Origin of the sequence: Mycobacterium kyogaense, from assembly GCF_003254575.1 — a bacterium.
Lineage (GTDB): Bacteria > Actinomycetota > Actinomycetes > Mycobacteriales > Mycobacteriaceae > Mycobacterium > Mycobacterium kyogaense.
Map to the genome: position 1 here is coordinate 117,262 of NZ_QJUA01000011.1, position 12,167 is coordinate 129,428.

At 70.1% G+C, this 12,167-nt stretch carries 12 protein-coding genes; 7 read left to right on the forward strand and 5 right to left on the reverse strand.

Features of this window, described 5'->3' with window-relative positions; genetic code table 11:
* Positions 1-2 precede the first annotated feature (2 nt).
* Complete coding sequence (locus DMB80_RS10865; protein ID WP_111509862.1) at positions 3-428, forward strand: hypothetical protein; 426 nt, start codon at positions 3-5, stop codon at positions 426-428.
* Here the strand turns inward: DMB80_RS10865 and DMB80_RS10870 are convergent.
* The gene (locus DMB80_RS10870; protein ID WP_205538616.1) at positions 425-2,440 is read right to left on the reverse strand and encodes a M13 family metallopeptidase; all 2,016 of its coding nucleotides are present in this window, start codon (positions 2,438-2,440) and stop codon (positions 425-427) included. The two genes, DMB80_RS10865 and DMB80_RS10870, sit on opposite strands and share 4 nt — an antisense overlap.
* On the opposite strand from DMB80_RS10870, the gene DMB80_RS10875 reads away from it, so the two are divergent.
* Positions 2,439-3,035, forward strand: coding sequence for a hypothetical protein (locus DMB80_RS10875; RefSeq protein WP_111509863.1), 597 nt, complete (start codon positions 2,439-2,441; stop codon positions 3,033-3,035). The two genes, DMB80_RS10870 and DMB80_RS10875, sit on opposite strands and share 2 nt — an antisense overlap.
* Positions 3,032-3,721, forward strand: a complete 690-nt coding sequence (locus DMB80_RS10880) for a hypothetical protein (RefSeq protein ID WP_111509864.1) — start codon at positions 3,032-3,034, stop codon at positions 3,719-3,721. Before DMB80_RS10875 ends, DMB80_RS10880 begins: the two co-directional genes overlap by 4 nt.
* 82 nt (positions 3,722-3,803) lie before the next feature.
* Here the strand turns inward: DMB80_RS10880 and DMB80_RS10885 are convergent, their stop codons facing one another.
* Complete coding sequence (locus DMB80_RS10885) at positions 3,804-4,304, reverse strand: XRE family transcriptional regulator (protein WP_111509865.1); 501 nt, start codon at positions 4,302-4,304, stop codon at positions 3,804-3,806.
* Positions 4,301-7,225: an MMPL family transporter gene (locus DMB80_RS10890; protein ID WP_111509866.1), complete on the reverse strand. Its 2,925-nt coding sequence runs from the start codon at positions 7,223-7,225 to the stop codon at positions 4,301-4,303. The genes DMB80_RS10885 and DMB80_RS10890 overlap by 4 nt, the downstream gene beginning before the upstream one ends.
* Before the next feature lie 290 nt (positions 7,226-7,515).
* On the opposite strand from DMB80_RS10890, the gene DMB80_RS10895 reads away from it, so the two are divergent.
* The 4 genes from DMB80_RS10895 (at position 7,516) to DMB80_RS10910 (ending at position 10,672) form a co-directional block, all read left to right on the forward strand.
* Positions 7,516-8,028, forward strand: a complete 513-nt coding sequence (locus DMB80_RS10895) for a hemophore (RefSeq protein ID WP_111509881.1) — start codon at positions 7,516-7,518, stop codon at positions 8,026-8,028.
* A gap of 136 nt (positions 8,029-8,164) precedes the next feature.
* The gene (locus tag DMB80_RS10900; protein ID WP_046366567.1) at positions 8,165-8,554 is read left to right on the forward strand and encodes a heme-binding protein; all 390 of its coding nucleotides are present in this window, start codon (positions 8,165-8,167) and stop codon (positions 8,552-8,554) included.
* A gap of 5 nt (positions 8,555-8,559) precedes the next feature.
* Complete coding sequence (locus DMB80_RS10905; protein WP_046366566.1) at positions 8,560-9,306, forward strand: response regulator transcription factor; 747 nt, start codon at positions 8,560-8,562, stop codon at positions 9,304-9,306.
* Between the two features lie 25 nt (positions 9,307-9,331).
* The gene (locus DMB80_RS10910) at positions 9,332-10,672 is read left to right on the forward strand and encodes a HAMP domain-containing sensor histidine kinase (protein ID WP_111509867.1); all 1,341 of its coding nucleotides are present in this window, start codon (positions 9,332-9,334) and stop codon (positions 10,670-10,672) included.
* On the opposite strand, the gene DMB80_RS10915 is transcribed toward DMB80_RS10910, so the two are convergent.
* Both DMB80_RS10915 and DMB80_RS10920 read right to left on the reverse strand, forming a co-directional pair.
* Positions 10,661-11,017: a DUF3054 domain-containing protein gene (locus tag DMB80_RS10915; protein ID WP_111509868.1), complete on the reverse strand. Its 357-nt coding sequence runs from the start codon at positions 11,015-11,017 to the stop codon at positions 10,661-10,663. The two genes, DMB80_RS10910 and DMB80_RS10915, sit on opposite strands and share 12 nt — an antisense overlap.
* Positions 11,004-12,167 (reverse strand): M23 family metallopeptidase (locus DMB80_RS10920; protein ID WP_240431115.1); only part of this gene is annotated, 1,164 nt, incomplete at its 5' end. The genes DMB80_RS10915 and DMB80_RS10920, both read right to left, overlap by 14 nt.

The window sequence follows — 12,167 nt, forward strand, 5'->3', positions numbered from 1 at the left end:
GCATGTCGAAAGTGTTGCTGCCGTTGGCTTTCGCCGCGGTGATGATCGGGTCCGCGGTCGGTGACGGGGCGGGGTGGCCGTTGATCGCGGCCGGGGCGGCCGCCCTCACCGTCGGCGTGGCGATCTGGTGGCGACCCGCAGCCACGGTCGCGGTGGCGGCGACGATCCTGACGATCGTCCTGGCCGGGACCCCGCCGCTGGCGGCGGCGCTGTCCGGTCTCGCGGCCACCGCCTACCTGGTCACCCGGCACGACGCCGCGACCGTGCCGACGATGACGAGCGCCGTCGTCTTCGCCACCGCCGCCGCCCTCGTCATCGCGGTGCCCGTCGAGCTGCCGTGGCTGCCGCTGGCGGCGCCGCTCGTGCTCCTCGCGGGGTTCCTGCTGGCGCTCAAGCCGTTCTTACGCGCGGGCCCGTTCCCCCGCTAGTTCCAGATCCGCACGCGCCGTTCGGGTTCCAGGTACAGCTCGTCGTTCTCACTGACGTCGAACGCCTCGTAGAAGGCGTCCATGTTGCGCACCACGCCGTTGCAGCGGAACTCCGGCGGAGAGTGCGGATCGATGGCCAGCCGCCGAATGGCTTCGGCCTCGCGGGCTTTGGTACGCCACACCTGAGCCCAGCCGAAGAACACCCGCTGCTCGCCGGTCAGTCCGTCGATCACCGGCGCCGGCTTGTCTCCCAGCGACAGCCGGTAGGCCAGCAGCGCGATCGAGAGTCCGCCCAGATCGCCGATGTTCTCGCCGACGGTGAAGGCGCCGTTCACATGATGCGACGGCTCGAGCCCGCGCGGGGTGAACGTCTCGTACTGCTCGATCAACGCCGTTGTGCGGGCGCCGAATTCGCTGCGGTCCTCATCGGTCCACCAGTCCACCAGGTTGCCGTCGCCGTCGTACTTGGCGCCCTGATCGTCGAAGCCGTGCCCGATTTCGTGCCCGATCACCGCGCCGATGCCGCCGTAGTTGGCGGCGTCGTCGGCCTCGGCGTCGAAGAACGGCGGCTGCAGGATCGCGGCAGGGAACACGATCTCGTTCATGCCGGGGTTGTAGTACGCATTGACGGTCTGCGGCGTCATGAACCACTCGTCGCGATCCACCGGGCCGCCGAGCTTGGCCAGATCGCGGTCGTACTCCAGCGTGTAACCGCGACGGTAGTTGCCGTACAGGTCATCCCGGGCGATCACCAGCGACGAGTAGTCCCGCCACTTCGCCGGGTAGCCGATCTTCGGGGTGAACTTGTCGAGCTTGGCCAGCGCCTTCTCCCGCGTCTGCGGGGTCATCCACTCCAGCGTGTTGATCGACACCCGGTAGGCCTCGCGCAGATTGGCCACCAGCTCGTCCATGCGCGCCTTGGCCTGCGGCGGGAAGTACCGCTCGACATAGAGCCGGCCCAGCGCGTCGCCCATCAGTGACTCGACCACCGACACACCGCGCTTCCAGCGGTCGCGGATCTGCTCGGTGCCCGAGAGCAGCCGGCCGTAGAACGCGAAGTCCTCGGCGACCAGCTCGTCGGTCAGCAGCGATGCGCGAGCGTGGATCAGCCGCCAGCGCAGCCACGCCTTCCACGCGTCGAGACTCTCGCCCTCCCACAGCGCGGCGAACGCCGTCAGGTAATCAGGTTGGCGCACAACCACTTCGGTAGGCGTCGTACCCAGCGCGCCCAGCCAGCCCGCCCAGTCGAAGCCGGGCGCCTCGCCGGCCACCTCGGCCAGCGTGCGCAGGTTGTAGGTCAGGTCCGCGTCGCGGCGCTTGACCACATCCCAGTGCGCGGCCGCGAGCTTGGTCTCCAGCGCGACCACCCCGGCCGCGGTATCAGCGTGGTCCCCGCCGTAAACGAGGGCGAACATCGCCGCGATGTGCCGGGGGTAGGCGGCCAGGATCTCGGCGTGCTGCTCGTCGCGGTAGTACGACTCGTCGGGCAGGCCGATGCCGGACTGCGTCATGTGCAACAGGTAGCGGGTCGAGTCCTTGGAGTCGGTGTCGACGTACACACCCGTACCGCCGCCGATGCCGGTGCGCTGCAGCTCGCCGAGCAGCCTTGCCAGCGCCTGCGGGCTGTCCGCTGCGTCGACGAGGGCCAGCTCCTCCAGCAGCGGGGCCAGGCCGCGCTCGCGGATCGTCTGCTCGTCCATGAAGCTCGCGTACAGGTCGCCGATCCGCTGTTGATCGGTCCCTTCCGGCGCGTGGGCTTGGGCCGCTTCGGTGATCAGATCGCGGATCTGCTCCTCGGCGCGGTCGTAGAGGGTGCGGAAGGCGCCGTCGGTGGCCCGGTCCGCCGGGATCTGATACTCGGCGAGCCAGCGGCCGTTGACGTGACCGAACAGATCGTCCTGCGGCCTCGCGTCACCGTCGACGTACCGCAGATCGATACCGGACTTGAGGGATGTCGCTTCTACCGTCACCCCGACATCCTTCCAGAACCGCCCGGGTACCCTCACCGGCATGCCCGATGACCAGCCAGAACCCCGTGACGACGAGGGGGAGTCGGCGCAGCGCTCCGTCACCGGCTACGGCATCGCGTCGGCGGTCCTGGCCGTCGTCGCCATCGCCGCGGTCGTGCTGGCGGCGATGATCTGGTCCGGCCATCACGGCGAGACCGACGAACGGGCCTACCGCAGCCGGGTGCTGCAGGCCGCCGCCGACTGGACCGGCGTGCTGATCAACATGACCGCCGACACCGTCGACACCGACCTCGCCACGCTGCACGACGGCACCGTCGGCCAGCTCAACGCCGACTTCGAGCAGACCGTCGAGCCCTACCGGAAGCTGGTGCGCACTCTCAAGGCGCGCACCACGGGACAGATCAACGCCGTGGCGCTGGAGAGCGTGTACCACGCGCAGCCCGGGGCGCCGGCCGCGCCGCCGCCGGCCGAGCTGGCCGCGTTCGCCAGCCGCACCGACACGGTGCTGGTGGTCGCCACGTCGCTCAGCGAGAACGCCGGCACCGACAAGCCGCAGACCGTGCGGTGGACGCTGCGCCTGGACGTCTCCGATGTGGACGGCAAACTGCTCATCTCCCGGCTGGTGCCGATCCGATGAGGAACCTGCTGCGCGTCGCGCTCTTCGATGTCCTCGCCCCGCTCGCCGCGGTGGCCGCGCTGATCTACATCGGCTTGGCGCTGGCCTGGCCGCTGTGGTGGGTGTCGGTGTGCTCGGTGCTGTGCCTGCTCGTGGTGCAGGGCGTCATCGTCAACATCGTGCTGGCCCGCCGCGACGCGGTGACCGTCGGTACCGATGACGACGGGCCGGGGCTGCGGCTCGCGGTGATCGGGACTGCCGCGGCCGCGGTGGTGGCGGCCGCGGTGATCGGCTACACGCAGTGGACGGTGCCCGACCGCACGCTGAACTCCGACAGCGTCGAGGTCACCGGCATCGCCAGCAGCGTCGCCGAAGCGTCGGCCACGTTCACCCCGCAGGACCCGACCGCCTCGATCGACCGGGCGACGCAGATGATGTCGCCGGAGAGCGCGGAGCGGTTCAAGGCCGACTTCGCGACCGTCGCCAAGGATCTGGGCGGCCGTAACGTGTCGGCGCAGGCCAGCACGGTGTCGGCGGGCGTGGAGGCCATCGGCCCGGAGGCGGCCAGCGTGGCGGTGGTGCTGCGTGGGACGCAGAGCTCGCCGGGTGAGCCGACCGACAGTGCGGTGCTCGCGCTGCGGGTGTCGCTGTCCAAGACCGACGGCCGCTGGCTGGTCGAAGACGTCTCGCCGCTGCACTCCCGCTAGGCGGCGCTGGGCCGTCAGAGAGAAGCCAGGGCTGTGATCAGGGGCCGATCACGACCCGGAACGCTTTTCCGCGGCGCGGGTCTCAGTGGCGGGGATTGCGCATCTTCGCGAAGCGCTCCGACAGCCGACCCATCCTGATCATCAGCGACGCCGGCGGGCTGACAGTGCCGCCCAGATAGGCGGCGAAGTCGGCGGGCGCCACCCCGATCCGCGAGGCGAACTCCTGCTCGCCCAGACCGGAGCGCTCCAGCAGCAGCCGCACGTGGCGGCCCACCTCGGCGCATTCGTTGGCCTCGAGATGCTCCCGGGTGCGGACCAGCACCTCGGACATGGCCTTCGACACCCCGTACGGCTCGGCGGTCTCGAGCACCTCTTCGACCTGGCGGGCGGTGCGGCCGAAGGGATCGCGCTTGATGGCCACCACGATGCGCTGCCATACCGCGAGGTCGTCGCGTTCGAGCGCGGAGCGGATGGCGGCCGTCGGCCAGAACTCGACCGGCCGGTCGTCGGGGTGCGTGCTGCGGGCCGGGCCGGGAGCCGGCCCGGAAACCTCCGACGAACGGCGGTCCGACGACACAGTCACCTCGCCTCCTCCAACATGGCCACCGCCACCGACAGGCACCGCTGCCTCACTCCGGCCCACTCGGCCTCCGCGTCGGGCCCCGACACTGCGACATCAGGCCCGTCGGAAGGCCGGGGATCGGCCAGGCGGCGCACCAGCTGGGTGGCCACCCACTGCTCGCGCGCCGGTTGACCAGAGTAGTACCGGTCCATGCCGGTCAGCACTTCCGCCGCGGTCTGCGTGTCCATCGAGGCGACGAGCTCGGCGAACTCGGAGAAGTCGCGGGAGCTGTTGCGCTCCATGATCAGGTAACTCGTGAGTCGCAACGTCTCGGCGCCGGTGGGGATCTGCAGCCGGTCACCGGTGGGCAGCAGCACGTTCGTGGTCTCCAGCGGACTGGTGCGTTCCAGGGGCGTGCGGCCCGCATGCATGTCGGCGCTCATCGACCGCTCGACCGCCAGCGCGTCGAGGGCGACGTCGAGGCGACCCCGCCACATCGTGACCGGATGCTTGGGCAGCTTCACCGCGACGGTCTTGCCGTGCGCCCGGTTGCTGACCGTCGCCGACACCCGGCCCTCCGTCTTCAACCGGCCCGGCACCAACTTCCCGCAGGGCCGGCAACCGCTGAACGCCAGCGGGTCGGCAACGGTGATCGCTTGCGGCACAAGAGTTTTGAGCTTCGCCGCGGATTTGACGACGGTGCGCAAGTCCGCCCCCGACGGCGCCAGCGCCGAGATGTCGTCGGGAATGATGATCAGATCGCCGATGTCGGCCTTGGGGAGTGGCTTCTCGAAGTCCACCGACGGCAGCACCCGGTCCAGCCAGCGCGGCAACCACCAGTTCCACTCGTCGAACATCGCCATCAGCGCAGGCACCAGGACCAGGCGCACCACCGTCGCGTCCACCGCGATCGCGACCGCGCAGGCCACGCCGAGCTGGGCCACCAGCGGCATGCCGGCGAACGCGAAGCCGATGAACACCGCGATCATGATCAGCGCAGCGCTGGTGATGGTGCGGGCACTCGTCGACACCCCGTAGGCGACGGCATCGCGGGTGTTACCGGTCTGCAGGAACCGCTCCCGAATCCGGGTGAGCAGAAAGATCTCGTAGTCCATCGACAGCCCGAAGGTCAGCGCGAGCACCAGCGGCGGGATCGTGCTGTCCAGCGATGAGAGCTGCTTGAAGCCCAGGTCGGACAGCCAACCCCACTGGAACACCGCCACCAGGCTGCCGTACGCCGCGGCCACCGACAGCACGGTCATCACCACGCCCTTGAGCGCCAGGAACACCGAGCGGATCGACACCAACAGCATCACGAATGCGATCAGCGCCACGAACGCGAACACCGCCGGCTGGATCGCGGCGACCTCGTCGTCGAAGTCCTTGATCAGCGCCGTCGGCCCGCCGACGGAGATCCGCGCATTGTCGCCGGCCACCGCGGGCAACTGTGCCCGCATCCAGTCGACGGTGTCGCGCGCCCCCATGTCCTCCGGGTCGACCGACAGCACCGCCGACAGCAGCGCACTGCGGTAGTCGGTGCCGAACACCGCGGGCGACACCGTGACGGTGTTGGGCGCCTGCGCCATCCGCTGCCGGATCGCGTCGAGCAGCGGTTGCTTCGCCGGCGCCGACGCGGCGTTGCCTTCGGGGAACGTCACCAGCACACGCACCGGGCCGAGCGCACCGGGCCCCAGCGCTTCGGCCGCGGCGTTGACCCCGCCGCGGATCTCGTGGGTCGGCTCGAACTGGCGCTGCATGCTGTTGCCGAGCTCCATCGAGAACGACGGCGCGGCCAGGGCGAGCAGCAGCGCGGCCGCGCCCAGCGCCGACACCCAGGGCCGGCGCATCACCCCGCCGGTCCAGCGGGTCCAGAACTTCGACTGCGTCGCCTCGATCCCGCGGCCCCAGTGCAGGTACGACGAGCGCCGCGCGGCCCGGCGGCCGAACGCGCCGAGCACCGCGGGGGTCAGGGTCGTCGACGTCAGCACCGCGACCGCGACGGCGAGGATGGCGCCGGTGGCCATCGAGCGCAGCACGGGCGTGTTGATCAGGTAGATGCCGGAGACCGACGCGATCACCGTCAGGCCCGACAGCACCACCGCCAGGCCCGAGGTCGCCATCGCGGCGTCAGCGGCGTCCTCGGGTTCGCGACCGGCGCGCAGTTCCTCGCGGAAGCGCATCAGGATGAACAGCGAGTAGTCGATGGCCACGGCGATGCCGAACATCGAGACCGTCGTGGTCACGAACACCGACATCGTGGTGTACATCGACAGCCAATAGACCAGGCCCATCGTGACGGCCACGGTGCACACGCCCAGCAGCAGCGGCACCGCCGCGGCGGCGAACGATCCGAACACCGCCAGCAGCACGATGAGCACGATCGGCAGATTCCAGCGCTCGGCCTGGGCGATGTCGTGTTTGGTGGCCAACGTCGCCGCGGCGCCGAGCGCACCCTGCCCGATGACGTAGAAGCGCACCTTGCCGTTCTCGGTCTGGCCCGGGTCGTCGCCGTCGATGCCGACCTTCTGGCGCAGCTGCTTGGCGATGTCGACCGCGCCGGTGTTCTCGAAACCGAGCTGCAGCGTGATCACGTACGGCCGGTCGGGTTGCGGGGGAGGCTGGCCCGGGTTGGGCATCACCGTGACGCTCGGGACCTCGGCGGCGATCTTCTCCAGATAGGCCACCGCGGTGTTCATGTCAGCGAACGTGGCGTCCGGGCGGGGCGCGGCGACCAGCGCCAACGGGGACGCGCCCTGATCGGGGAACTGGGCTTCGAGCTGGCGCTGCACGTACAGCGACTGCGAGCCCTCGACCTCGAATCCGCCGCCCGTCAGGTTGCCCGACTGGTTCATCGCAAGGTAGACCGAGGGGAGCAGAAGCAGCAGCCACACCGCGAAGACCGCCCAGCGGAATCTGCGCAGGTTGCTGCTCACCCGCATCATGAACTGCTGGATGGGACGTCCCCACTTTCTCCCCGGCCTTTCGTAGCGAAAGGGTACAGCAGGTGGTTGCGAGCGCACCTGCGCAAACGCTCCTGCCAGAGATGCCTCATGCAGCCTTAATGAGGGCCACGGCGGACCACTCGTTGGGCATCGATTGGGCACCGGGCGCCGGTGATGGCACGATGACCTCGACGAGGGCCAGTTGATGTCCGTCGGTCGGGGATCTTTGCTGTTGACCGTAGGAAGGCCGTGCGGTGTCATCGGGCGCCCGCAGCCGTGAGGAGTTCGTCATGTTCGCACGCACGACATTCACCGCTCGCCGAGTGGGCGCCGCCGCCGCAGCAGTCTCGGCGCTCGGTGGCGCAGCGGTGCTGATGCTCGGTCCGACCGCGCCGGCCGGGCAGGCCGCGCCGGACCCCTGTGCGGCCAGCGAGGTCGCCAAGACCGCAGGCTCGGTGGCCACGAACACCGGCACGTATCTCGAGACCCATCCGCAGACCAACCAGGCGCTGTCGCTGATCGCCAAGCAGCAGGGCGGGACGCAGGGGCTCGGCGCCTACAAGTCCTTCTTCGACGCCAACCCGCTCGTGCAGGCGGACCTCCAGCGCTTGCAGCAGCCGCTGGTCTCCCTGGCGGCCCGGTGTCAGCTGCCGGTGACGTTGCCGCAACTGCTGGGTGTGGTGCAGGCGGCATCCCCGGCGGCCGCGGCGGTGGCTCCGGTGCCGGCCCCGGCCGCCGCGAGCATGGGCGCCGGTGCCGCCGAAACGGCCCCCGCGGACGTGCCGACGGCCCCCTTGCGCTGACATGCGATGAGGACTTTTCTCACCAACCGTTAATTGCTCGGCAGGAAAGTCGGCTACCGGTCTGCTTAGCTTCCTAGGATGGTCAGCAGACCGGCCCGACAGGAGCCGGCTCTCACCTAATGCTGAAGGAGACTTCATGTTGATCTCGGGCACCATCCTGCGCCGCGCCGTCGCCGGCGCTCTGGGCGCGGGCGCGGTCGCCGGCGCCTCGCTGTTCGCCGCGATGCCGATGGCATCGGCGCAACCGGCACTGCCGCCGAACTGCACGGCGGCCGACTTCGCCGGCGTCGCCTCCGGCGTCTCGGCGTCGACCTCGGCCTACCTGTTCACCCACCCGCAGGTCAACGACTTCTTCTCCGGCCTGCAGGGCCTGCCGATGGACCAGTTGCGGCCCAAGGTCGTCGACTACATGAACGCCAACCCGCAGGTGAAGGACGAAATGACGGCGATCCGGCAGCCGCTGATCGACATCAAGAACCGGTGTGGCTTCTCGGAGCGTGACACCAACGGACCGCTCTTCCCGTAGGCGCCATGCGAGACAGGGTGGATGCTTCGCCCACCCGTGGGGGGGAGCTGTCCGCCCAGGACGGTGCGGGTCGGACGGTGCTGATGGTCGACGACGACCCGGATGTGCGGACCTCGGTGGCGCGAGGTCTGCGCCACTCCGGGTTCGACGTCAGGGTCGCCGCGACAGGCAAGGAAGCGCTGCGGCTGCTGTCGAGTGAGTCCCATGACGCGCTCGTGCTCGACGTTCAGATGCCCGAACTCGACGGCGTCGCGGTGGTGACGGCGTTGCGCGCTCTCGGCAACGACATCCCGATCTGCGTGCTCTCGGCGCGCGACACCGTCAACGACCGCATCGCAGGTCTGGAGGCCGGGGCGGACGACTACCTGACCAAGCCGTTCGATCTCGGAGAGTTGGTGGCGCGGCTGCATGCGCTGCTGCGCCGCGCACACCACTCCGATCCGGCGTCGGACACGATGACGGTGGGATCGCTGACCATCGACACGTCGAGGCGGCTGGTGTTCGCCGCCGGGGAGCGGGTCGAGCTGACCAAGCGGGAGTTCGACCTGCTGGCCGCGCTGGCCGAGAACGCCGGTGTGGTGCTGAGCCGGCAGCGGCTGCTGGAACTGGTGTGGGGCTACGACTTCGACGTCGACACCAACGTCGCCGACGTGTTCGTCTCCTATCTGCGACGCAAGCTCGAGCGCGACGGCCTGCCGCGGGTGATCCACACCGTGCGCGGCATCGGCTACGTGCTGCGGGAGGAGCCGTGAGGCCCAGCCTGTCCCCAGGCACGCGGTGAGGCTGCCACGCATCATCCGATCGGCGTCGCTCCGCACCCGGGTCGCCATCGCGTCGGCCGCCGCCGCGGCCGCGGTCGTGGCGGTGTTCACGATCCTGACCTCGGTGGTGCTGGCCAACAACGATGCGGCGCAGCTCGATCGGCGCCTCGATGCGATCGTCGACGCCAGCGTCTATCCCGAGCAGCAGTCCGATCAGCGGCGCGGCGTGCTGCAGACGGGCCGGTCCCGGTCCTCGGGACAGGTGGTCTACCAGCGCGGCTTCCAACTTCCCGCGTTGCCGCCGGGCACCGAGACCGTCACCGTCAACGGGGTCGAGTATCGGGTGCGCACGCTGCCGGTCGATCAGAACGGCGGTGTGTTGATGTCGATCGGCATCCGCGCCGACAGCATCCTGCTCAACAAGGCCCGGGTCCCGCTCTACATCGCCGTCGGTGTGGCCACAGTGCTGATCGCGGCCGGGCTGGGGTGGCTGTTGGCGGGGCCGGCGATCCGGCCGCTGCGCCGGCTCACCGAACACACCAAGCAGCTGGGCAAGGGCTCGGAAAGCATGCCGGAAGTGCGAGGTGTGCGGGAGGCCGAGGACCTGTCCGAGGCGATGAGCGCGATGCTCGACCGCCTCGCCGCGGCGCAGCGCGCCACCACCAACTCGCTGCAGGCCGCGCAGGACTTCGCCGCCAACGCCGCCCACGAACTACGCACCCCGCTGACCGCGATGCGCGCGGACCTGGACACGCTGCGCATCCACGACCTGCCCGCCGACGAGCGCGCGGAGGTGGTCGCCGATCTGTCCCGCGCCCAGCGTCGCGTCGAGGGCATCATCACCGCGTTGGGTCAGCTGGCGTCCGGACAGCTGGCCCAGGCCGAAGACCGCGAAGTGATCGACATGACCGACATGCTCGACCGGGTCGCCCGGGAGAACATGCGGGTCAACCGTGACGTCGCGATCGAGGTGCACGCTGCCGACACCCTCGGTTTCGTCCTCGGCTGGCCGGGCGGACTGCGGTTGGCCGTCGACAACTTGGTGCGCAATGCGATCACCCACGGGCAGGCCACCCGGATCGTGCTGGCCGCCTACCGGCGCGACACCTACGTCACGATCGTCGTCGACGACAACGGTCGCGGGCTACCCGTCGACGAGCACGAGAGCGTGCTGGGGCGCTTCTCCCGCGGCAGCAACGCCGCCCCGGGCGGCTCGGGTCTGGGCCTGGCGCTCGTCGCGCAGCAGGCCGCGCTGCACAGCGGCTCCATCGAGCTGTCCGACGGACCACTCGGCGGCCTGCGTGCCACCCTCACCATCGCGACAGAGCCTGTGCCCCAGGACGATTCAGAGGAATGATCGGGCGATCGCCCGCCAGCCGAGCAGCAGCGCCGCAGTGGTGAGCGTGGCGACGACGATGAAGCTCGTCGCCGTGCCCTGCCCGCTGACCTTGCGCAGGACCATTCCAACCACGACCGTCGCGACCCACACCGCGACGCCCGTCGGCAGCAGCGCCATCGGGCGTCGCCACGCGCGGGCCAGCACCCAGCCGAGGGCGGTGCCGGCCAGGAACGGCCACGCCGTCTGCGCGACGCCGGCCACGGTCAGCCCCTCGGCGTGACTGCGGCGACCGATCGCGCAGAACACCACCACGCACAGCACGTCGGCGGCCAGTGCCGCCGGCGCTCTGCTACCCCGCCGCATAGGTCATCAGATCGTCCTGCAGCGGCATGACGTTGCGCTGCGGCGCGGCATCCGCGGCGGGCGGCATCGGCACCGGCCGCCCCGCGGACAGCGGGTCCTCGGAGTCGGGCACCCTGCCCTGCAACTCGAAGGAGGGGAACACGAACGGCAAACCGTCCGAGCGCAGCGGATCCGGTGTACTCATCACGTGGAAGTGTAGGTGGGGGGCATCGGTGTTGCCGGTGTTGCCGAGGTGGGCCAGCGGCTGCCCGCTGGTGAGCCGATCCCCGGGCTTGACCGTGATGCTGCCGGTCTGCAGGTGGGCGTAGAGCGCGTAGTTGCCCCCGCCGAGGTCCTGCACGACGTGGTTGCCCGGATACTGGGCCAACGTCAGGCCCGCAGGCGCGGCGAACGGCGTCTCCTCGGCCATCCCGTCGACGACCGCGACCACCGGGCCGTCGGCGACGGCGTGTACGTCGGTGCCGTAGTACGGGTAACCGGCCAGATCCGACGGGGCGCCGGTGAACAGCTTGCCGTCGGGCATCAGCTGCACGTAGTCGATCGCGAATCGCTCTGCGGCCCAGCTGTTTCCGTTGATGGGATTCAGCGCACCGCGATGCCCGGAGATGCCGCAGCATCCGTCGCCGTCGAGCCAGTTGGGGCCTGACAGCGGCGGCGCGATGGTGATCGGGGACCGCTTCTGCACGGTGACCGGCGCGACTTCCTCGACCATCGCGGCGGGGATCAGCGGCGGCTGCGGTTGGCGCACCGAGATGCCCAGCGCGTGGATCAACCGCTCGGGTGCCGGGCTGCCGGCGGGCAGCGCGACGTCCAGCCACACATGGGCCATCTGCGCGGGCCCGAGAGCGCCTGTGGGAGCGGCAGTTCCGGTCAATCGCGTGGCGGCGGTGAGACGGTCGGCCGGGAGCGTCAACAGGGTCTGGTCGCCGGCGCGCACGTCGAGCGTGGTGAGCGAAACCGGTTGCGAGAGAGTATTCGTCAGCGTGAGCTCGTAGACCAGGTGCGTTTTGCCGTCGGTCGCCGGCACGGGGATCGGTTCGGCCACCGCCTGCGCGAGCACCGGCGTGAGCATCGAGGGCTCGGCGGGGGTGGGGCCGGGGGCGGCATCGGCCGACGTCGGCGTGGCACTCGACGGCGGTGCCGACGTCGT

Bases quoted from the DNA above. Each gene is read 5' to 3' on its own strand.
- DMB80_RS10895 (WP_111509881.1), top strand. From the start codon at position 7,516: ATGTTCGCACGCACGACATTCACCGCTCGCCGAGTGGGCGCCGCCGCC.
- DMB80_RS10865 (WP_111509862.1), top strand. From the start codon at position 3: ATGTCGAAAGTGTTGCTGCCGTTGGCTTTCGCCGCGGTGATGATCGGG.
- DMB80_RS10880 (WP_111509864.1), top strand. From the start codon at position 3,032: ATGAGGAACCTGCTGCGCGTCGCGCTCTTCGATGTCCTCGCCCCGCTC.
- DMB80_RS10900 (WP_046366567.1), top strand. From the start codon at position 8,165: ATGTTGATCTCGGGCACCATCCTGCGCCGCGCCGTCGCCGGCGCTCTG.
- DMB80_RS10875 (WP_111509863.1), top strand. From the start codon at position 2,439: ATGCCCGATGACCAGCCAGAACCCCGTGACGACGAGGGGGAGTCGGCG.
- DMB80_RS10905 (WP_046366566.1), top strand. From the start codon at position 8,560: ATGCGAGACAGGGTGGATGCTTCGCCCACCCGTGGGGGGGAGCTGTCC.
- DMB80_RS10890 (WP_111509866.1), bottom strand. From the start codon at position 7,225: ATGATGCGGGTGAGCAGCAACCTGCGCAGATTCCGCTGGGCGGTCTTC.
- DMB80_RS10915 (WP_111509868.1), bottom strand. From the start codon at position 11,017: ATGCGGCGGGGTAGCAGAGCGCCGGCGGCACTGGCCGCCGACGTGCTG.
- DMB80_RS10870 (WP_205538616.1), bottom strand. From the start codon at position 2,440: ATGCCGGTGAGGGTACCCGGGCGGTTCTGGAAGGATGTCGGGGTGACG.